Here is a 21052-nt window from a genome sequence, read left to right as displayed (position 1 = left end):
GCCGGTGCGGGCGTCCGTGAGACGGGCGTCCCGGCCGGTGGACGTCACGGCGGCCCCACCGGCCCGGTTCCGGAACCGGTTCCTCAGGGGCATCGCCGGGCAAGCTGTCCGGTACACCCGTAAACGGCCGAATCCCCCGCCCCCAGCGGTGGACGTTCCGTAAAACCGCCACACGGCGGCTTCTCACCTGCTCAACTTTGTGGCAGGGAGAGTCAGGGATTCGGTGGACCATCGGGTAAAGGAGGCCGTCGTGAGACGAGTACGCCCTGGGGCGGCGGCGTCCCGCGGTGGTCCCGCCTCCCGCGCAGTGGGTGAGGAGCGGGCCCTGACCAGCGTCGCGGCCGGCGACACCTACGAAGGTGAACGTCCCGCCGACCAGCCCCGGCTGTGGCACGTCACGCTCAGCGTCTCGGGCGGCGAGGCCCCGCTCACCGAGGTGCGCCGCGGTCTCGAACAGCTCGCCCACGACCACCCCTTCCTGCTGACCAGCCGGTACGCCGGCGACCACGCGGAGATCCGCTACTGGGAAGAGGCCCGCGACCTGCACGACGCCGCGGCCGTGGCGCTGCGCCTGTGGGGAGAGCACCGCCAGACCGCCCAGCTCCCGCCCTGGGAGATCGTCGGCCTGGAGGTCATCGACCGGGAGACCTACCACCAGCGGATCGCCGAGGGCTACGGACCGCTGCCCGCCACACCTGTGGGCGTTCATCCCTTTTGAGCCTGTCTCGCCGAGTGGGACGACCGCCGATTTCGCCCGCCCGGCGCACTACCCTTCCCCCATGACCACGCTCTCGCCGTACGACTCCATGTCCCCGGTGGCCCAGGCCGCCTATCGCGCGAAGTCCGCCGCCGCCGACCTGGCGCCGCTGCCGCGCGCCGAGAAGGACGACGCGCTGCTCGCGATCGCGGACGCCCTGGAAGTACGGACGAGCGAGATCGTCGCGGCCAACGCCAAGGACATCGAGAAGGCCCGCGAGGCCGGCACCGGCGAGAGCATCGTCGACCGGCTCACGCTCACCCCCGAGCGGGTCCGCGCGATCGCCTCCGACGTCCGTGACGTCGTGGCGCTGCCCGACCCGGTCGGCGAGGTCGTGCGCGGCTCGACCCTCCCGAACGGCATCGACCTGCGCCAGGTCCGCGTCCCCCTCGGTGTCGTCGGCATCATCTACGAGGCCCGCCCGAACGTGACCGTCGACGCGGCCGCCCTGTGCCTGAAGTCGGGCAACGCGGTCCTGCTGCGCGGCTCGTCCTCCGCCTACGAGTCGAACACCGCCCTCGTACGGGTCCTGCGCGACGCCGTGGGCGGCGCCGGGCTGCCCGCCGACGCCGTCCAGCTCGTGCCCGGAGAAGGCCGGGACTCGGTGCGCGAGCTGATGCGCGCCCGCGGCCTGGTCGACGTCCTCATCCCGCGCGGCGGCGCCTCCCTGATCCGCACGGTCGTCCAGGAGTCCACCGTCCCGGTCATCGAGACCGGCACCGGCAATTGCCACGTCTACGTCGACGCCCAGGCGGACCTCGACATGGCCGTCGACATCCTCGTCAACTCCAAGGCCCAGCGGCCCAGCGTCTGCAACGCCGCCGAGACCCTCCTGGTCCACCAGGACATCGCCGCCGCGTTCCTGCCGCGCGCCCTGGACGCCCTCGCGGACGCCGGGGTCACCGTCCACGCCGACGAGCGGGTCCTCGCCTTCGCCAAGGACTCCAAGGCCACCGTCGTGGAGGCCACGGCGGAGGACTGGGACACCGAGTACCTCTCCTACGACATCGCGGCGGCCGTCGTGGACTCGCTCGACAAGGCCGTGTCGCACATCCGGCTGTGGAGTTCCGGCCACACCGAGGCCATCGTCACCACCTCGCAGCAGGCCGCCCGCCGCTTCACCCAGCTGGTCGACTCCACCACCGTCGCCGTGAACGCCTCGACCCGCTTCACCGACGGCGGCCAGTTCGGCTTCGGCGCCGAGATCGGCATCTCCACGCAGAAGCTCCACGCCCGCGGCCCCATGGGCCTTCCAGAGTTGACGAGCACCAAGTACATCGTCACGGGCGACGGCCACATCCGCCGCTGAGCCGTCGGGCCGATGCCGAGGGGCGCGCGGGTCCTCCGTGCGCCCCTCGGCCGTGAGAGGGCCCCGTGCGGGCGCCTGAGGCCGCTGTGATCCAACGCGGCCCGACGCGGACGGAGGGCGCGGACGGCCGTGGGCCGGGCGCGGGGCAAGGCGCCGGGGGCGCGCGGCGGCCGGCGCACGGCCCGTGATCCGCCGGGGCGCTGTCCGTCCCGCGGACGAATTTCCGTACCGTCTGCCCAAATTGACCCCCCGGGTCTACTCTGGATCCGTGCCGGAGGACGTGGGGGGCACGCCGTTCCCTGACGGCTGGGAGCCCGAAGACGACCACGACCGCGGGGGTGCGGACGAAGAGTTCGCCTCCGTGGTCTTCGACGAGGACTTCGTCAAGGCGGCGGTGTTCCATGAACCGACCGCCGTGGAAAGGCTGCTCGCGGCCGCCCAGGCCCGGGCGGAGGCCTCCGAGGCCGAAGCGCGCCGGGCGCACGCCCGCGGCGCCCGCGGCGACGACGAGCGCTACGAGGACGGCTACGGCCACGGCGACTTCGCCCAGGATCCCGACCTGGACGACCCGGACGACGCCGACGTCCTGGAGGGCCGCCGCGGCTTCCCCGGCCTGTACGGCCGGCCCTACGGCAAGCAGACCCGCTGGCACCGCCCCGTCGCCTGGCTCCTCGCCCTCGTCATGGGCATCGGCATGGTCGCCCTCGCCTTCACGGCGGTCTACCGCGGAGCGTCCTCCGGCGGCCGGGACCAGGTCCCCTCACCCGCCGCCTCCGGCCTCGAACAGGGCCGGCAGAAGCTCACCGGCCCGGGCCCGGCGGTCTCCGCCGTCCCCGCCCGGCCGACGGCGTCGGCGGCGCAGCGGACCCCCTGAGACCGGTCGCCGCGCGGGCCCGCCGAGGGTCGTCACCCAGCGTGACCGTCCTGGTGGGAACCTGTCAGAACTTGTCGTGCACCACAGCGTTTACCGGAGCCCCCGGAGACCTACTCTGAAGGTATGGGCGGGCCTGGAGACCCACCTGAGGGGGCGCCCGAGGGTGCTCCTGGTGGTGGCGAGGACGAGTACCGATCCGTCGTCTTCGACGAGTCGTTCGTCCGGGCTGCCCGGCTCCAGGAGTTCTCCGCCCAGGAACGCATGGCCGACCACAGCCCGGCCGTACGCCGCCGCCCGCCCCTGCAGCGCGGACTGTCCCGGCAGGCGCTGATCCTCGTCCTGCTGATAGCCATGGCCTTCGGCACCGCGATCTACATGGGCGTACGCCACCCGTACCCGACCCAGGCCACCCGAGCGGCCGAACCGCTGCGCATGACCGTGATCCCGCTCGCCCCGCAGTCCGCCGTCCCCGGCTCCGCCGCCACCGAACGGCTGTTCACCGCCAGCCCCGCCGCCGGGTTCCGCACCGGCGCCGACGGCATCACCCTGCCCGCCGTCCGGCGCACCGCGCACTTCTCCGACAGCCAGGTCGGCGTGGCCCTGACCACCGCCAGGACCTACCTCGTCGAGTCCTCCCTCGATCCGAGCGTCCTGACCGGCGGCGCCACCCGGCCCGTGCGGATCCTGCTCGACCCGCGGCAACTGGACCAGTTCGACCGGAGCTTCGACCACCCGGCCGCCGACGGGCGGCACGCCCCGACCGGCTGGCTGACCCGCTTCGACGCCACCCGGACGCAGCTCGCCGACAACCGGATCCGGGTGCAGGGCACCCTCCAGGCCGTCGAGACCGACGCGAACACCCTGGAGGTCCTCTCCGACCACACCTTCGTCTACGCCCTGAAGCCGGCCGGTGCGGCCGCCGGGGCCAAGGCCTCCCTGTTCACCGTCCGGCGCGAGCTGACCTTCCGCTTCGACCGCGACGACCTGCGCATGCACCAGGCCGAACTGGCCGTCTCCGCCGTCCAGGCCGGCCCGCTCGCGTGCTCCGACGACTCGGCGAGCCGGCTGCGGCCGCTGCTCGCGGGCGAGAAGGCCGGTCCGGGCGGCCCGGCCGGCACCGACCCGTACGCCACCGGCAGCGTCACCGCCGTGTGCGGCACGCTGGCCAGGAACGCGCAGCCGGCGGTGTAGGACGCACCGGCCGGGCCGCCCGGACCGGGGCGGTCAGTCGCGGCCGTCGGCGTCCTCGTCCTCGGAGCGGTCCTCGCGCGGCGCCCGGCCGGCACCTGAGGAGTCGGCGCCCGCGCCGCCGTCCTTGGGCGCACCGCCCGTGAAGCCCCCGAAGCCGCGCCGTACCCGGCCCCCGAGGTCCCCCGCGCCGCCCGCGATGTCGCTGACCAGCTTCATCAGCGGGTCCTTGGAGTTCTTCACGTCCCCGGCGTAACTGGCCGCCGACTGGCGGAAGGAGTCGGACACCGAGGTGTCCTTGTCCGCCTCGCGCCGCGGGTAGTGGCCGTCCATGATCCGCTGGTGGTCGCGGGACTCGGCCCACTTCTTCAGCTCCGCCGCGCGGACCGCGGTGAAGGGGTGCGTGCGCGGCAGCACGTTCAGGATCTTGAGCACCGAGTCCCGCAGGTCGCCCGCCGCCTCGTACTCCTCGGCCTGCTCCAGGAACGCGTCCACGTTCATCTCGTGCAGATGGTTGCCGCCCGCGATCTTCATCAGGGCGCGCATCGAGGCCTGCAGATCCTGGCCGGCCAGCAGCCCGGCCCGGTCGGCGGACAGCTCCGACTTGCGGAACCACTCGCGCAGCGCGGTCACGATCGCCATGATCGCGAGGTTCCCCAGCGGGATCCAGGCGACCCGGACGGCGAGGTTGGTGAGGAACAGCAGGATCGTGCGGTAGACGGCGTGACCGGACAGCGCGTGACCGACCTCGTGGCCGATGACCGACCGCATCTCCTCCTCGTCGAGCAGCTCGACGAGCCCGGTCGTCACCACGATGATCGGATCGTCCAGACCGATGCACATCGCGTTCGGCTGCGGGTCCTGGTTCACGTACATCGGCGGGACCTTCTCCAGGTCCAGGATGTAACAGGCGTCCCGCAGCATGTCGTTGAGGTGCGCGAACTGGGCGTCCGAGACGCGCACCGAATCGGACAGGAAGAGCAGCCGCAGGCTGCGCTCGGGCAGCAGACCGCTCAGCGCCTTGAAGACGGTGTCGAAGCCGCTGAGCTTGCGCAGCGCCACCAGGGCCGAGCGGTCCGCCGGGTGTTCGTAGGCCCGCGAGGAGATCCCCGGGAAGCGCCTGCGCTGCCTGCTGGGCACCTTCTCGTGCCCGTTCCGCTCGTGGTCGCCGTCGGACATGTGTTCCCCCATGTGCGTCTGAGTGCCTTATGTGCCCCCAAGGCAGTGCCCAGCCTAGGCGGAGATACCGTTGACGGGCAGTACAGAGAAGGAGTCGTACGACATGGAGCACATCCCCGCGGCCGCATGGCTCACGGAGGCCGCAGCGGCGGCGGACAAGCAGGGCCCGGGCAATCTGCTCCGCGTCGTGCTGATCGTCATGGTCGTCGGCGTGGCCCTGACCGCCTGGTTCCTGCTGCGCGGCTACAAGCGCGACGACTGAGCGGTACGACCGAGCGGGAGGACCGGCAGGGCGGCCCCGCGACCGTGTCCCCAACGGCGGAGTCGCCGTGTTCGCTGCGTGGGCGCCCGCATACGATGGGCCGACATCTTTATCCCGCACACACTGGATAGGTCCTGCCGAGATGAGCTTCCAGCACACTGCCGCACAGTTGGCCACCGTCGTCGCCGAGGGCGAGAACGGCGGCAACCACGAGAGCCTCAGCCCGTACCTGACCGGCGGCGGGGCCCTGTTCATCCTGCTCCTGCTGCTGTGGATCACCACGCGCTTCAACCGCGACCGCTGAGCCCCGAGGGCCCGCTCGGGGCCCCTCTCGGCCGAAGCCCCTCGGCCGGGCCGGTAGGGTCTGCACGCATGGGAGAGCAGGACATGCCTACCGGTCCGGCGAACGACACGGGCACCAGCGCCGCCGGCGACGCCACGGGCGGCGCGGGCGCGGCGGCCGGCGGTGCGCGCAGACGCCCGTCGACCGGCCCCGGCGGCGGCCCCTCGAACCCGGGCAAGCGCCGGCTCGGCGTCATGGGCGGAACCTTCGACCCGATCCACCACGGACACCTGGTCGCGGCCAGCGAGGTCGCCGCGCAGTTCCACCTCGACGAGGTGGTGTTCGTGCCGACCGGGCAGCCCTGGCAGAAGACCGACCGGGCGGTCACCCCGGCCGAGGACCGCTATCTGATGACCGTCATCGCGACCGCCGAGAACCCCCAGTTCTCGGTGAGCCGGATCGACATCGACCGCGGCGGCCCGACCTACACGACGGACACGCTGCGCGACCTGCGCGCGCTCAACCCCGACGCGGACCTCTTCTTCATCACCGGCGCGGACGCGCTCGGCCAGATCCTCACCTGGCGCTACACGGAAGAGCTGTTCTCCCTTGCGCATTTCATCGGGGTCACCCGGCCCGGTCACACCCTGACCGACCCGGGGCTCCCGGAGGGCGGTGTCTCGCTGGTCGAGGTTCCCGCGCTCGCCATCTCGTCCACAGACTGCCGTGCGAGAGTCGCCAAGGGCGACCCCGTCTGGTACCTGGTGCCGGACGGTGTGGTGCGCTACATCGACAAGCGTGAGCTGTACCGCGGCCAGTGAGCCGAGAGGGGCACCCGGTGAACGACCGATACGACGGATACGCGGGCGGCGAGCAGTACGAGATCGTCGGCTACGACGAGTACGGGCAGCCTGTGTACCGGCCGATCCCGCAGCAGCCCGGCCAGGGGTACGACGGCTACGACGCCGGCCAACAGCAGGGCTACGGCTACGACCCCTACGCGACGGGACGTCAGGAACCCGTCCGGCCCTACGACACGGGCCGGCAGCAGCAGATGCCGCCCTACGACACGGGGCAGCACGAGACGGTGTCCCCCTATGACACCGGCCGCCGGGGGGCCGCGCAGTCCTACGACACCGGTCAGCAGCGGGCCGTCTCCCCCTACGACACCGGTCAACAGCGGGCCGTCCCCTCCTACGACACCGGTCAACAGCGGGCCGTCCCCTCCTACGACCCCTTCGACCCGTTCGGCACGGGTGCGCCCGGGGCCGGTGGGACCGGGACCGCGCAGGCACCGTACGACGGCGGCTACGCGAGCGAGGGCGAGCCCGCGGGGGCCACGAGCACCGGGCGGCAGCCCCGGGTCGCCGAGCAGGCCGCCCGCATCCCGCAGCAGGCCCGGCCGGCGCAGGACGACGCCCCGGAGGCCGACCGGGACTACCGCACCGAGCAGTTCGCCTTCGTCGAGGAGCAGGAAGCCGAGTCCGAGGACGTCATCGACTGGCTCAAGTTCACCGAGAACCGCACGGAGCGCCGCGAGGAGGCCAAGCGCCGCGCCCGCAGCCGGGTCGTCGCCCTGGTCGTGGTCCTCGCCCTGGCCCTCGTCGGCGGCGCCGGCTACCTCTGGTACGCGGGCAAGCTGCCCGGCGGCACCTCCGACGCCAAGCCGGGGGCCTCGACGCCCGTCGCCGCGCAGAAGCGCGACGTGATCGTCGTCCATCTGCACAACACCAAGGGCGGCGGCACCTCCACGGCCCTGCTCGTGGACAACACCACCACCAAGCAGGGCACCACCGTCCTGCTGCCCAACGCCCTCGCCCTGACGGACGACGACGGCTCGACGACCACCCTCGCCAAGTCCGTCGACGACGACGGCTCCTCCGGCACCCGGGACGCGCTCGACACCGTCCTGGGCACCAGCATCCAGGGCACCTGGCGGCTCGACACCCCCTATCTGGACAACCTCGTCGAGCTCGTCGGCAACATCGAGGTCACCACCAACGCCGCGGTGCCCGACCCCGCCGACAAGAAGAAGGGCGGGGACCCGCTCGTCAAGAAGGGCGAGGACCAGACCCTCAGCGGCAAGATGGCCGTCGCCTACGCCACCTACCGCGCGCCCGGCGAGGCCCAGAACGCGCAGCTCGAGCGGTTCGGGCAGGTCATGCAGGGCGTGATGCGCAAGCTGTCCTCGGACAAGCAGGCCGCGACCACCACCGTGCAGACCCTCGCCCAGATCCTCGACCCGTCCCTGACCGACCAGGACCTCGGCGCCTTCCTCGCCAAACTGGCCGACCTCGCGAAGGGCGGCGACTACAAGACCGCGATGCTGCCCGTGCAGCAGGACGGCACCCTGAGCACGACCGCCTCCAGCGGTGTGATCAAGGACGTTCTCGGCGGTACGGCCAAGAGCCCCGACGCCGGGTCCGCGGTCCGCGTCGGCATCGAGAACGCCACCGGCGTCAAGGCGGCCACGAGCCAGGCCCGTGTCGTCCTCGTCAACGGCGGCTACACGTTCCTGGACTCCGGCACCTCGGCCGCCCGGAGCGTGTCCAGGATCACGTACGCCGACGCCGCCAGGAAGGCGGACGCCGTCGAGGTCGCCAAGACCCTGGGGCTGCCGACCGGCAGCGTCACGAAGGGCAAGGCCTCGGGCAACGCGGACGTGTCCGTCGTCCTCGGCCAGGACTACAAGATCACCAGCACCAAGACGGGGTGACCCACGAGTGACCGGCGGCACGCCCCGGGGCTCGGCCCCGGGGCGTGGCCGGAGAAACGCGTGGGGTGTCGTCGGCGGTCCGTGAGACCCTTGAGGGGTAACCGACCGCCGACGGAAAGCCGCGCAGTGACCGCCACGGACCGCTCCATCGAGCTCATCAACACCGCCGCACAGGCGGCCGCAGACAAGCTCGCGCACGACATCATCGCCTACGACGTCAGTGATGTGCTCTCCATCACCGACGCCTTTCTGCTGGCCTCCGCGCCGAACGACCGCCAGGTCAAGTCGATCGTCGACGAGATCGAGGAGCGCCTGAGCAAGGAACTCGGCGCCAAGCCGGTGCGCCGCGAGGGCGACCGCGAGGCCCGCTGGGTGCTGCTCGACTACGTCGACATCGTCGTGCACGTCCAGCACAGCGAGGAGCGCGTCTTCTACGCCCTCGAGCGGCTGTGGAAGGACTGCCCGGAGCTCGACCTGCCCGAAGAGGCCAAGGCGACCCGGGGCAAGGCCGCCGAGCACGCGAAGTTCCAGGCCGAGGAGGACTCCGCCGGCCTGGGGGAACTCCGGTGAGCGCCGAGGCCCGCGGGGCCGCGGGCCCGGCCTCCGACGGGAAGCCCGGCCGGGGCCGCCGCATCATCCTGTGGCGGCACGGCCAGACCTCCTGGAACGTGGACCGCCGGTTCCAGGGCTCGACCGACGTCGAGCTGACCGAGACGGGCATCGGGCAGGCCCGGCGCGCCGCCCGGCTGCTCGCCTCGCTGAAGCCCGACGCCATCGTCGCCTCGGACCTCCAGCGCGCCGCGGCCACGGCCGCCGAGCTGGCCGTCCTCACCGGCTTGGACGTCACCCACGACGAGGGCCTGCGCGAGACCTACGCGGGCGTCTGGCAGGGGCTGACGCACGAGGAGATCATCGCCCGCCACGGCGAGCAGTACGCCGCGTGGAAGCGCGGCGAGCCGGTGCGGCGCGGCGGGGGCGAACTGGAGACCGAGGTCGCCGACCGCGCCGCCCCCGTGGTGCTGCGGCACGCGGACAAGCTGCCCGACGACGGCACCCTCGTCGTCGTCAGCCACGGAGGCACGATCCGCACCACGATCGGCCGTCTGCTCGGCCTGGAGTCGCAGGACTGGGAGAGCCTCGGCGGTCTGTCGAACTGCTGCTGGTCCGTCCTCGGCGAGGGCGTCCGCGGCTGGCGGCTGCTCGAGCACAACGCCGGCACGCTGCCGGAGCCGGTCCTCGGCGACGACGACTGAGGCGCGCCGGGCCGCTCTTCATCCCCTCGCGCGGCCCCGGCGGGACCGGATTTCACTGCATGGCATGCAGGAGGTCAGGAGTTCAATTCTCCTTAGCTCCACAGTCGTTGAAAGCGGGCCACCCGATCAGGGTGGTCCGCTTCTTCGTTTCCCGAGTCCTTCGCCCCGGAGGCACCGGGGTCCTTCGCCCCGGAAGCGCCGGTCCGCTCCGGCCGCCGGACCGTCAGGGGCCGGGCGAGCGCCCCGGACCCCCGGGCACCGTGGCCTTCGGCACACTCTTCCGGAATCGCTTGAGTCGGTTGGGGTCCCTGGGGCGTATACCTCTGCGGACGCGCTCCCGGCGTGCTCGTATGCGCCGCCCCGTACGGCCGCGCCGGGTGCCCGTGTCCGGACTGGTACGCAGGCGTCGCTGACCGTATTGCTCCGGCCGTGGCAGAATCAAACGGCCGGAAGGGGGCGCGGCCCGACGGGAGGGAGTAGCGATGCCTGCCAGCATCCTCGAGGAGGTCGACGATCTCCTCGAAGTGGCACTGAACCGTGAGAAAGCCACCCTCCTCGACTGCCCTTCCTGCGGATCGGTCCACGTTGCCCAGGTTCTCGGTGACAACGGAGGAATCTCCTACGTGTGCACGGCCTGCGGCCACAGCTGGAGCTGATTGATGGGTGCACACAGGCGGAAATGCGATTGGTGCGGCAGTGGTACGCCGATCGTCCGCGACATGGAGCCGGTCAACCACGACTACCAGTACTGGTGCGAGGAATGCGCGCGGGCGCTGATCATAAAAGGCGACCCGATCGAGACGTACCGCGAGCTGGAGGGCGAGCCGATCTACGCACGGCTCCTCGACGAGCACTGCACGCTCAAGCGGTTCTATTCGTTCGCCACGGCCTGATCGAGGCCGTGTGACCCCGGGGACGGGCCGTCCCCGGGGCTTTCCCGTTTCCGGGAGTCTTCCGGTCCCGGGAGCCGGCCCTTCCTGGCCGCGGGCCTCCGGCCGCCCTGAAGCCGCCCCCGCGCACCGTCCGCGTCCCCGGGCGCCCCGGAGGGGCGACGGGGTGCCGTGAGCCGCCTGTGGGGCCGCTGAGGCCCGCCGGGGCCGGCGCGGCGGGCAGGGCGGGGCGGGCGCGGCGCACGCCAGGACCCGGAAAATGCGACATGCGGCGCGAATCCGTACGGACCGGAAACGATTTGGTGGTTCACTGCATGGCATGCAGGAGGTCAGGAGTTCAATTCTCCTTAGCTCCACAGTCGTTGAAAGCGGGCCACCCGATCAGGGTGGTCCGCTTCTTCGTTTCCCGGGTCCTTCACGGAACGGGCCTCCCGGCGCCACGGGTGAACCTCCCGCGCCGGGAACATCCGGAACATGCCGAGGGCGGGCCGCCGTTCCCGGCGGCCCGCTCCTTCGGGTCAGCGGCCGCTGCCGAGCGCGCGGCGCCCGCGGCCCTGGGACAGCACCGGCAGGTTGGTCCGCGAGGAGGACGAGCCCCTCGTGTCCTCCTCGATGCGCAGGGCCAGCGCCGGGCAGCGGCGCACCGCGCGCAGGGCCTTCGCCTCGGCGAACCGGGGCACCGGGGCCTGCGCCACGGTGGGGAAGCCGTCGGCGCCCAGTTCGAAGACCTCGGGAAGGAGGTCGGCGCACAGGCCGTGCCCGCGGCACAGGGTCCAGTCGACGAAGATCTTCTGGCGGGCCGGCCCCGCCTCCTGCTCGCTCGGGCCGCTCAGGACGCCCATCGGCACCTGACCGTCCTCGAAGAGCGGCAGAACGCCCTCCACGGGCCTTCCGCAGCCGTTTCCGAGGACGTGCGCGGCCAGGTCGTCCGTGAACGCCTTCAGGGTCGACTCGATGAACATCGCCGAGCCGTCCGGGTGGGAACAGGCGCCGCGCCGCTTCACCGACTTGGCGACCTGCTTCACGGCCTCCAGGGCCGCCGGGCCGCCGCCGTTGAGGATGTCCGCCAGGCCGCGCGCGGCGGCGGGCAGACCGAGGTAGCAGGGACCGCACTGGCCCGCGCTCTCGTCGGCCAGCCACTGCATCACGCGCAGCGACTCGCCCAGCGGGCAGGTCTCCTGGGTGATGGGGAGGATCGCGCCGGCGCCGAGCGCGCCGCCGACCGCCGCCAGGGAGTCGCGCGAGACGATCGCGTCGTTGACGGTCGCCGCGTCCAGCCACTTGCCGTGGTAGCCGCCGGTCAGCACGCCCTGCGGCATCGCCGGGGCGCCGGCCAGCTGGAGCACGTACCGCAGGGGCACGCCCGTGGGGACCTCGATCACCATCGGGCGCGCGACCGCGCCCGAGACGGTGAGCATGACGGTGCCGGGCTCGTCGTACAGGCCCGTGTTGCGGTAGCGCTCCGGGCCGATGCGGGCGGCGATGGCCAGCTGCGCGAACGTCTCTGCGTTCGACAGCAGGGTGGGCGCGCCCCCGACGCCCGACTGCGAGGCGCTGACCTTGCGGCCGGGCGGCACGGCCGGGCCGCCGTCGATCGAGCGGATCAGCGAGGCGGCCGCTCCGGTCACCATGCGCACCGGATTGCGCTGCACGCGCGCGCGAAGGGGCGACCCCCTGCGGTTGCTCAGCCCCCGCTCCGCCAGCGCCGCCTCCATCGAGCGCTGGGTGGACTCGCGGGTCACACCGATCACGAGCGTGCGGGCACCCATGGCCTCCGCGACGAGGAGGGCGCCGTCGAGGATGAGGTGCGGGGCACGGTTGATGAGCACCGTGTCCTTGCGGCAGGCCGGTTCGTCCTCGCTTCCGTTGACGACCACCACCGGGCGGATGCCCTTCTTGATGGCCGATTCGGCCACCGAGCGCAGCTTCTTCCCGAAGGGGAAGCCCGCCCCGCCGCGGCCCTTCAGATTGATGTCCTCGGCGAGGCTCGCCAGGTCCTCTCCGCCCAGGGGTTCGAGCGGACCGTGCACCTTGAGGTGCATGGGTAGATCAAGACGTTCAACCAGGTCGAAACCCGACGTGAGCTGCGGAAGTCCGACCACGCGGACTTCCGGGACGTCGGGCAGGGCCTCGTTCACTTAAAGCCTCCGGAAGGGGCATTCCAGGATTCACCGGAGCCAGGAGCGTCGAAGGCGCCCGGCAGTACGTCAGTCGTGGGACCGCTGTCGTACGTGTCGTTGCTGTTGTACGTGCGGTAGGACTGATTCGTCTCACCGGTGTTGTACACATCACTCGTCCCGTAGCCGCCGGTGGCCGGATTGCCATAGACGGGGGTGGTGTATCCGGTGTCCTGGAGCGGGTCGTACGCCGATGCCGGGGCCTCGCCGACCGGGGCCGACTGGGGAACGGGCCAGGCACCCTGCCCGCCGTTGCCGGCGCGCGGAAACGTCTCTGTGGGCTGGGCGTTGGAGGGCATCGGGAACTGCTGGGTGCCGGGGGCCGCGTCGCCGGGGGCCGCGGTCCGGTAGGCCGCCGCGAAGCCGGCCGTGTCCGCGGCGCCCTGCGCACCGCCGAACAGCGAGGACGTGGAGTCCTTGCGCTCCTTGCGGGGGGACGGGACGCCGTCCTCGCCCGCGGAACGACGCTCGGAGCGGCCGCCCTGACCCTCCATCGCGGCGGCGCGGGAGGCCTCCAGGTCCTCGCGGAACCCGCGGGCGCTGCCGCCGCCGGTGATCGCCAGGATCTGTGCCGCGATCCTGTGCTTGACCGGGTTCGGGGCGGCGCGCACGAGGAGGGCGGCCATGACGCCGGCCAGGCACAGCTCGTACGAGACCATGAAGAAGGGCTTCGCGGCGCGGCCCGCGAACAGGCCGTGGACCAGGGCCGCGCACAGCGCGGGGTAGGCCAGCATGTGCATCGCGCGCCAGCGGGCGGCGACGACGGCCGGAGCGGCGAACTGATTGCGCAGCGCACCGGTGATGCCGACGAAGATCATGAGCAGGCCGGCCAGCGAGCCGAGGCCGATGAGCCCGCCGATGCCCGTGACGCCCAGGCTGAAGGGGATCAGCGCGGCGATCAGGACGGTGTGGTCGAGCGCCAGCTTGACGGTGACGTGCACCAGGAGGAAGGCGATCGAGCCGACGGCGGTCACCCGGTGGACGCCCTGCGCGATGATCCGCTGGCGCGTGTCCAGGAGGAGCCGGTCCTGGGCGACCAGGCCCCAGATCACCGAACACGTCAGGGAGACCAGCGACAGGACGCCGGCGCCGAAGTTCAGGAAGTCTTGGACCGCGTTGCCTCCCACCAGCACGATCACGGGTATGAGGAACAGGGCGACAGCCGTCGCCACCCCATAGGCCGAACGGCCCATCCGGGGAAGCGAGCTGTTGTTACGACGAGGGTCCATGAGGGGTTACTCCCTACGGTTCGGGGAAGCGGTCCCGAAGGCGCACTCTAGGTCGAGAAAACGCGCCGAGCTCCACGTTTGAGTTATTGCGTTGTTACCAAAGGGCAATGAGGTCTTTGTGTTGTCCGCAAGCGTCCGTTAAGCGAAGTAAAATTTGAACATCGTTCAACGTTTTTTCCGGCCCCCGCGGGGCAGGAGAGGTGCCCGAACCGCCCGGAACCTCGTCGCGGCCCGTGCGGACGCTGCGGTACCCTGACGCCATGCGTGCCGTACGCCTTCTGCTTAGCGAGCCGCGCTGATCAGCACCGACCACTGACGCATCGTGGTCGGCATCGGCGCGGCGTCCCCTCCTGTGCGAGGGGATTTTTCGTTTCCGCGTGACACAGCCGCTGGCAGAGACGACCGATGGAGCTTTGAGGACATGAGCGAGACGAACACCGCTGCCGCCACCGCCGAGTCGGCCGCGCCGCACCGCTACACGGCCGCCCTGGCCGCCGACATCGAGGCACGCTGGCAGGACTTCTGGGACGCCGAGGGCACGTACGAGGCCCCGAATCCCACCGGTGACCTGGCCGGGGACCCGGAGCTGGCGGCCCGGCCCAAGAAGTTCATCATGGACATGTTCCCGTACCCCTCGGGCGCGGGCCTGCACGTGGGTCACCCCCTGGGCTACATCGCCACCGACGTGTACGCCCGGTTCCAGCGGATGACCGGTCACAACGTCCTGCACACCCTGGGCTTCGACGCCTTCGGCCTGCCGGCCGAGCAGTACGCCGTGCAGACCGGCACGCACCCGCGCGTGTCCACCGAGGCCAACATGGAGAACATGAAGGTCCAGCTGCGCTCGCTGGGCCTGGGCCACGACAAGCGCCGGTCGTTCGCCACGATCGACCCGGAGTACTACAAGTGGACCCAGTGGATCTTCCTGCAGATCTTCAACTCCTGGTACGACGACGAGGCCGCGAAGGCCCGCCCCGTCTCCGCCCTGATCGCCCAGTTCGAGAGCGGTGAGCGTGCCGTCCCTGCCGTCGGCGGCCACGTGCGCGCGTGGAACGAGCTGAGCGCCACCGAGCGCGCCGACGTGCTGAGCGGCTACCGCCTGGCGTACGCCTCCGACGCGCCGGTCAACTGGTGCCCGGGCCTGGGTACCGTCCTGGCCAACGAGGAGGTCACCTCCGACGGCCGCAGCGAGCGCGGCAACTTCCCCGTCTTCAAGGCCAAGCTGCGCCAGTGGAACATGCGCATCACCGCCTACGCGGACCGCCTGCTGGACGACCTGGACGCGCTGGACTGGCCCGAGGCCATCAAGCTGCAGCAGCGCAACTGGATCGGCCGCTCCGAGGGCGCCCGCGTCGACTTCCCGGTCGACGGCGAAGCGATCACGGTCTTCACCACCCGCCAGGACACCCTGTTCGGCGCCACCTACATGGTGCTGGCGCCGGAGCACCCGCTGGTCGAGAAGTTCACCCCGGCCGCCTGGCCCGAGGGCACCCACGACGTGTGGACCGGCGGCCACGCGACGCCCGCCGAGGCCGTCGCCGCCTACCGCGCGCAGGCCGCCTCGAAGTCCGACGTCGAGCGCCAGGCCGAGGCCAAGGACAAGACCGGTGTCTTCACCGGCGCGTACGCCACCAACCCGGTCAACGGCGAGAAGGTCCCGGTCTTCATCGCCGACTACGTGCTGATGGGCTACGGCACCGGCGCGATCATGGCCGTCCCGGCGCACGACACCCGCGACTTCGCCTTCGCCCGCGCCTTCGAACTGCCCGTGCGCTGTGTGGTCGAGCCCTCGGACGACCGCGGCACCGACGCCTCCACCTGGGACGACGCCTTCTCCTCGTACGACGCGAAGATCGTCAACTCCGCCGGAGAGGACATCTCCCTGGACGGTCTGGGCGTCGTCGACGCCAAGGCGCGCATCACGGAGTGGCTGGCCCGCCGGGGCATCGGCGAGGGCACCGTCAACTTCCGTCTGCGCGACTGGCTGTTCAGCCGCCAGCGCTACTGGGGCGAGCCCTTCCCGATCGTCTACGACGAGGACGGCGTCGCCCACGCGCTGCCCGAGTCGATGCTGCCGCTGGAGCTGCCGGAGGTCGAGGACTACTCGCCGCGCACCTTCGACCCGGACGACGCGAACACCTCTCCCGAGACCCCGCTGTCCCGCAACGCCGACTGGGTCCACGTCACCCTGGACCTGGAGGACGGCCGCGGCCCGCAGAAGTACCGCCGCGAGACCAACACCATGCCCAACTGGGCCGGTTCCTGCTGGTACGAGCTGCGTTACCTGGACCCGCACAACGACGAGAAGCTGGTCGACCCGGCCATCGAGCAGTACTGGATGGGTCCGCGCGAGGGACAGCCGCACGGCGGTGTCGACCTGTACGTCGGCGGTGCCGAGCACGCCGTGCTGCACCTGCTGTACGCCCGTTTCTGGTCGAAGATCCTGTTCGACCTGGGCCACGTCTCGTCCGCCGAGCCGTTCCACAAGCTGTTCAACCAGGGCATGATCCAGGCCTACGTGTACCGCGACAGCCGCGGCATCGCCGTCCCGGCCGCCGAGGTGGAGGAGCGCGACGGCGCCTACTTCTACCAGGGCGAGAAGGTCTCCCGGCTGCTGGGCAAGATGGGCAAGTCCCTGAAGAACGCGGTCACCCCGGACGAGATCTGCGACGAGTACGGAGCGGACACCCTGCGCCTGTACGAGATGGCGATGGGTCCCCTGGACGTGTCCCGCCCCTGGGACACACGCGCGGTGGTCGGCCAGTACCGCCTGCTGCAGCGGCTGTGGCGCAACGTCGTCGACGAGACGACCGGCGAGGTCACGGTCGGCTCCGCCGAGCCCGACGAGGACACGCTGCGTGCCCTGCACAAGGCCATCGACGGGGTGCGCCAGGACCTGGAGGGCATGCGGTTCAACACCGCCATCGCCAAGGTCACCGAGCTGAACAACCACCTGACCAAGGCCGGCGGCCCGGTCGCGCGGCCGGTCGCCGAGGCCCTGGTGCTGATGGTCGCGCCGCTGGCCCCGCACATCGCCGAAGAGCTGTGGCGCAAGCTGGGCCACTCCGACACGGTCGTCCACCAGGACTTCCCCGTGGCCGACCCGGCGTACGTCGTCGACGAGGCCGTGACCTGCGTCGTGCAGATCAAGGGCAAGGTCAAGGCGCGCCTGGAGGTCTCCCCGTCGATCACCGACGCGGAGCTGGAGAAGGTGGCCCTGGCCGACGAGAAGGTCGTCGCGGCGCTGGACGGCGCGGGGATCCGCAAGGTCATCGTGCGCGCGCCGAAGCTGGTGAACATCGTCACCGCGTAGCCGCGGGGCTGCGGGGCGGTCGGTGCGGCCCGGCGGCCGGTGGGTCGTCGGGTTCCGGCGGCCGACCTGGTCGTCGGCCGGGTCGTCGGGGCCGGCCGTCGCGGTGCGGCCGCCATGTCGTGAAGGGTGCCGGGCCCCGGGTCCGGCAGCCGTGCAGGTCCGGGCGGTGCGACGGCTCGGGGTAGTCCCCTACGGGCAGGTTCGGGGTCCTTTCGGAACTCCGAACCTGCCCGCAGCGTTTACCGTTGAGAGCACGGCGACAGTTGCCGCGACCGGTCGGAGGAGGAGTGTGATGGGGACCGTGATCACCGTAATCGCCTTGCTCTTCCTGCTGTTCGTGGTGTTCGGCGCCTATGCGACGGTGAAAGTGATCGGCGCCGCCAAGCGGGGCGTGGACCGCACCATCTCGCAGGCCCGCCGCACGGTCGAGGACACCACCCTGCGCGCGAAGACCTACGCCCAGCCCGGCCCCCAGGGCGAGCTCGCCCAGCTCAGACTGACCCTGCGCACCTCGATGCGCGCCACCCAGGACGCGCTCCAGGCGGGCGTCATGGAGGACGAGTCCCTGAAGGAGTCGCTGGGCCTCTTCGAGCGGCTCAGCGTCCACGGGCACGAGCTGGACGCCGAACTGAAGCGTCTGGAGGCCGAGCCCGACCGGGCCACGCTCGCCACCCGGCTCCCCGGCCTGCGTGAGCGCACCCAGCGGATCACGAAGTCGGCGGACTCGCTGCGCTGGGCCGCCCGCGACCGGGCCCACCGCTTCGCGGGCGACGACCTGGACAGCCTGAGCGCCCAGATCGACGTGGAGGCCGGCGCCCTGCGCCACTGGACCAAGGAGCCGGGGCCCGCCGCCTCCTGGCCCGACGCTCCCGGCACGGACGAGGGCACCTCGGACGGACGGACCCGCCCGGAGAGCCGGGGGTCCCGCGCCGAGGACCGGCCGAGGCCCTCGGCCATCACGCCCCCCGGCCAACGGCCCACCTACCCTTGGCAGAAGAAGCCCCGCCCCGAGAGCACGACATGATCCGGCCGTTCCTACCGCGGGCGGACGGGGCCGGGCTGCCGAGCACCCTCCCCGCCAGGTAATCTCCAGCTCATGTCCCGCCATGTCGCGATCGTCACCGATTCAACGGCCTACCTGCCGCCGCGGACGATGGAGCGCCACGGCATCACATCGGTCCCGCTGACCGTGGTCCTCGGGGACCAGGCGCTCGAGGACGGCACCGAGCTCTCGGCCCGCTCCCTCGCCCAGGCACTCCAGAAGCGGCGCCCCGTCACGACGTCCCGGCCCAGCCCCGAGGCGTTCGCCGCGACCTACCGCGAGGTCGCCGAGTCCGGCGCCACCGGAATCGTCTCGCTGCACCTGTCCTCCGAGTTCTCGGGCACCTACGACGCCGCTGTGCTCGCGGCGCGCGAGGCCCCGGTGCCGGTGCGCGTCGTCGACACCGGCATGGTCGCCATGGCCCTCGGGTTCTGCGCGCTGGCCGCCGCCGAGTCCGCCGAGGCGGGCGGGACCGTCGACGACGCGGTCACGGCCGCCGAGAAGCGGGCCGCGGGCACGTCCGCCCACTTCTACGTCGACACCCTCGACTACCTCCGCCGCGGCGGCCGGATCGGGGCGGCGCAGGCCCTGCTGGGGTCCGCGCTCGCCGTGAAGCCGCTGCTGCAGCTCCGCGACGGCCGTATCGAACTCCTGGAGAAGGTCCGCACCTCGTCCAAGGCGATCGCGCGGCTGGAGGAGATCGTGGCCGACCGCGCGGGGAGCGCCCAGGTCGACATCGCGGTGCACCATCTGGCGGCCCCCGAGCGGGCGTCGGCCCTCGCGGACCGTCTGCGGGCGCGGGTGCCGGGACTCGCCGAACTGCATGTGAGCGAGGTGGGCGCGGTGATCGGAGCGCACACCGGCCCCGGGCTGCTGGCGGCGGTCGTCTCGCCCCGATGAGGGCGCCGGAGCCGGTGGCATCCGTGTGTGTCGCTCGCACGAGTGATGGAGTTGTCCACAACTGGGCGGCTCTCCACCGGAATTGAGCAAGATCATCGCGAGATGCCGGGATGCCGGATCCTCGCGGCATGGCACTTCGACCGAGCTCACGCAGCGCGACCCCGACCAGCGGTCCGGGTCGCGGCCCCCACTCCGACAGCCGCAGCCGACACCGCCGCCGTGACGGCACCAGCCGGACCGGCCGCCACGACAGCCATGGCCGGCCCCGTCGCCACGATGCCTCGGCCGCGGCCCTGCGCCTGCGGGCCGACGCCCTGTTCACCGAACGCACCCGGGTTCGACGCGAGTCGGGCAACGGACCGCCGGACGTGGACGGCAGGGGGCGGGGGGTTCCGAGCGCGGATGCGGCAGCGGGTACGGGACTGGCGGGTACGGGACTGGCGGGTACGGACCTTCTGACCGGTCGTTCCGTCCGTGGCCCTTGGCGTCCCCGGGGGTGGGCCCCGACCGGGTTGGGTCCGACGCCTTCGATTCCGACGGCGGTGATTCCGACCGAGGTGATGCCGAACGAGGTGGTGCCGAACGAGGTGGTGCCGTCCGAGGTGATCCCGGTGGAGCCGGCCTCGGTCGGGCTGATCCCGGGCGGGCCGACTTCGGTGGGGCCTGCCTTGGCCGAGCCCACTCCGGTCGGGCTGGTCTCGGGTGATCCGACCCTGGACGATCCGGCCCGAGTCGATCAGGCCTGGGGCGGGCCGCCCGCGACCGGGCTGATCCCGGCCGATCCGACCTTTCGGGAGCCCGCCCGAGTCGCTCCGGCCCGGGTTCCGGTCGACGGGGCGACCGAGTGTCCGGTCGACGAGGTGGGCGCGTGGCGAGGGCGTGCCGGGCTCGCCGTGCGGGAGCGGCTGCCGCTGTGGCTGCAGTCGCGCTGTGGTCTGGAACGCCGCAGCGTGGTCGCGCTGAGCGTGCTCCTGGTCGTGGCCGCCGTCCTCGCCGTGCAGCACTTCTGGGCGGGCCGGACGCGGCCGGTCCGGGCTCCCGAAGTGGTGAGCGCCGCCGCACCGTACGGCGGGAAGCGCGCGCCGGGGCACGGACCGGGGGAGCCGACGCGAGCGGAATCCGGCGCCCCGGCCGGACTCCCGGGTGCCGCCGGTGCCGCCGGTGCGGGCGGGAGCGTGGTCGTCGTGGACGTGGGCGGGAAGGTCCGCGCGCCCGGGATCCAGCGACTGCCGGCCGGGTCCCGAGTCGAGGACGCCCTGCGGGCCGCCGGTGGGCCCCGGCCCGGCACGGACACCGACGGCCTCAATCGCGCCCGGCTCCTCGTCGACGGCGAACAGATCGTGGTCGGCGCGTCCGCCCCGCCCGCGGGAGCCGGACCGGGCGGTCCTGTCCTCCCGGGACCGTCGGGCGGCGGAGGATCCACGGCGGGCGCGGTGCCCGCCGCGCCGATTCCCCTCAACACGGCCACGGTCGACCAGTTCGACAGCCTGCCCGGCGTCGGCCCCGTGCTGGCCCGGCACATCATCGACTACCGCACGGCGCACGGCGGTTTCCGCTCGGTCGACGAGCTGCGCGAGGTGAGCGGGATCGGAGACCGCCGCTTCGCTGACCTCAGGAACCTGGTGCGGCCATGAGCGGAGAGCGGGCCGGACCGCTGCCGGGCGAAGGGCCGGGGGAACC

The 21052-nt window shown here is 72.1% G+C and carries 19 protein-coding genes; 16 read left to right on the top strand and 3 right to left on the bottom strand.

Features of this window, described 5'->3' with window-relative positions:
• The first annotated feature begins 250 nt into the window (after nucleotides 1-250).
• The 4 genes from IO36_RS10590 (at nucleotide 251) to IO36_RS10575 (ending at nucleotide 4131) form a co-directional block, all read left to right on the top strand.
• Nucleotides 251-718, top strand: coding sequence for a hypothetical protein (locus IO36_RS10590; RefSeq protein ID WP_037618773.1), 468 nt, complete (start codon nucleotides 251-253; stop codon nucleotides 716-718).
• Nucleotides 719-779: 61 nt separating this feature from the next.
• The gene (locus IO36_RS10585) at nucleotides 780-2066 is read left to right on the top strand and encodes a glutamate-5-semialdehyde dehydrogenase (protein WP_037618772.1); all 1287 of its coding nucleotides are present in this window, start codon (nucleotides 780-782) and stop codon (nucleotides 2064-2066) included.
• Nucleotides 2067-2334: 268 nt separating this feature from the next.
• Entirely contained in the window at nucleotides 2335-2940 is a 606-nt protein-coding gene (locus IO36_RS10580) for an SCO2584 family spore wall biosynthesis protein (RefSeq protein ID WP_037618771.1), read from the top strand.
• A gap of 123 nt (nucleotides 2941-3063) precedes the next feature.
• Complete coding sequence (locus IO36_RS10575) at nucleotides 3064-4131, top strand: SCO2583 family membrane protein (protein ID WP_037618769.1); 1068 nt, start codon at nucleotides 3064-3066, stop codon at nucleotides 4129-4131.
• Between the two features lie 33 nt (nucleotides 4132-4164).
• On the opposite strand, the gene IO36_RS10570 is transcribed toward IO36_RS10575, so the two are convergent.
• The gene (locus IO36_RS10570) at nucleotides 4165-5307 is read right to left on the bottom strand and encodes a M48 family metallopeptidase (protein WP_037618768.1); all 1143 of its coding nucleotides are present in this window, start codon (nucleotides 5305-5307) and stop codon (nucleotides 4165-4167) included.
• A 70-nt stretch (nucleotides 5308-5377) separates the two neighbouring features.
• Between IO36_RS10570 and IO36_RS46770 the strand changes: the two genes are divergently transcribed.
• From IO36_RS46770 to IO36_RS10535, 8 genes are all read left to right on the top strand, one after another.
• A complete protein-coding gene (locus tag IO36_RS46770; RefSeq protein WP_158997288.1) occupies nucleotides 5378-5569 on the top strand; it encodes a hypothetical protein in 192 nt (63 codons plus the stop codon).
• A gap of 142 nt (nucleotides 5570-5711) precedes the next feature.
• Entirely contained in the window at nucleotides 5712-5873 is a 162-nt protein-coding gene (locus tag IO36_RS47365) for a hypothetical protein (protein ID WP_037618764.1), read from the top strand.
• Between the two features lie 68 nt (nucleotides 5874-5941).
• Nucleotides 5942-6673, top strand: a complete 732-nt coding sequence (nadD, locus tag IO36_RS10555; protein ID WP_037618762.1) for a nicotinate-nucleotide adenylyltransferase — start codon at nucleotides 5942-5944, stop codon at nucleotides 6671-6673.
• 17 nt (nucleotides 6674-6690) lie between these two features.
• Complete coding sequence (locus IO36_RS10550; RefSeq protein WP_037618760.1) at nucleotides 6691-8568, top strand: LCP family protein; 1878 nt, start codon at nucleotides 6691-6693, stop codon at nucleotides 8566-8568.
• Nucleotides 8569-8694: 126 nt separating this feature from the next.
• Entirely contained in the window at nucleotides 8695-9138 is a 444-nt protein-coding gene (rsfS, locus tag IO36_RS10545; RefSeq protein WP_037618758.1) for a ribosome silencing factor, read from the top strand.
• Nucleotides 9135-9821 (top strand): histidine phosphatase family protein, encoded by a 687-nt coding sequence (locus tag IO36_RS10540; RefSeq protein WP_037618757.1) that lies wholly within the window; start codon nucleotides 9135-9137, stop codon nucleotides 9819-9821. Before rsfS ends, IO36_RS10540 begins: the two co-directional genes overlap by 4 nt.
• Before the next feature lie 482 nt (nucleotides 9822-10303).
• Nucleotides 10304-10477 (top strand): hypothetical protein, encoded by a 174-nt coding sequence (locus tag IO36_RS47360; protein WP_167347389.1) that lies wholly within the window; start codon nucleotides 10304-10306, stop codon nucleotides 10475-10477.
• A 3-nt stretch (nucleotides 10478-10480) separates the two neighbouring features.
• Nucleotides 10481-10714, top strand: a complete 234-nt coding sequence (locus tag IO36_RS10535; RefSeq protein ID WP_037618755.1) for a DEAD/DEAH box helicase family protein — start codon at nucleotides 10481-10483, stop codon at nucleotides 10712-10714.
• Nucleotides 10715-11229: 515 nt separating this feature from the next.
• Here IO36_RS10535 and IO36_RS10530 read toward each other — a convergent pair.
• Together IO36_RS10530 and IO36_RS10525 are read right to left on the bottom strand one after the other, a co-directional pair.
• Nucleotides 11230-12849 (bottom strand): NADH-quinone oxidoreductase subunit NuoF family protein, encoded by a 1620-nt coding sequence (locus IO36_RS10530; RefSeq protein WP_037618753.1) that lies wholly within the window; start codon nucleotides 12847-12849, stop codon nucleotides 11230-11232.
• Nucleotides 12846-14117, bottom strand: a complete 1272-nt coding sequence (locus IO36_RS10525) for a ferric reductase-like transmembrane domain-containing protein (protein WP_209441178.1) — start codon at nucleotides 14115-14117, stop codon at nucleotides 12846-12848. The genes IO36_RS10530 and IO36_RS10525 overlap by 4 nt, the downstream gene beginning before the upstream one ends.
• A 421-nt stretch (nucleotides 14118-14538) precedes the next feature.
• Here IO36_RS10525 and leuS point away from each other — a divergent pair, with 421 nt between their 5' ends.
• The 4 genes from leuS (at nucleotide 14539) to IO36_RS10505 (ending at nucleotide 21006) form a co-directional block, all read left to right on the top strand.
• Nucleotides 14539-17430, top strand: coding sequence for a leucine--tRNA ligase (leuS, locus tag IO36_RS10520; RefSeq protein ID WP_037618750.1), 2892 nt, complete (start codon nucleotides 14539-14541; stop codon nucleotides 17428-17430).
• Nucleotides 17431-17722: 292 nt separating this feature from the next.
• A complete protein-coding gene (locus IO36_RS10515) occupies nucleotides 17723-18454 on the top strand; it encodes a hypothetical protein (RefSeq protein ID WP_037618748.1) in 732 nt (243 codons plus the stop codon).
• Nucleotides 18455-18526: 72 nt separating this feature from the next.
• Nucleotides 18527-19372: a DegV family protein gene (locus IO36_RS10510; protein WP_037618747.1), complete on the top strand. Its 846-nt coding sequence runs from the start codon at nucleotides 18527-18529 to the stop codon at nucleotides 19370-19372.
• A 542-nt stretch (nucleotides 19373-19914) separates the two neighbouring features.
• Nucleotides 19915-21006 carry a ComEA family DNA-binding protein gene (locus IO36_RS10505; RefSeq protein WP_245173202.1) on the top strand — a complete coding sequence of 364 codons (1092 nt, stop codon included), beginning with the start codon at nucleotides 19915-19917 and terminating at the stop codon, nucleotides 21004-21006.
• Nucleotides 21007-21052 lie beyond the last annotated feature (46 nt).

Origin of the sequence: Streptomyces aureus (assembly GCF_000725495.1) — a bacterium.
Lineage (GTDB): Bacteria > Actinomycetota > Actinomycetes > Streptomycetales > Streptomycetaceae > Streptomyces > Streptomyces aureus_B.
Note: the sequence above shows the minus strand (reverse complement) of the source record. Positions and strands in the feature narration are given on the sequence as shown.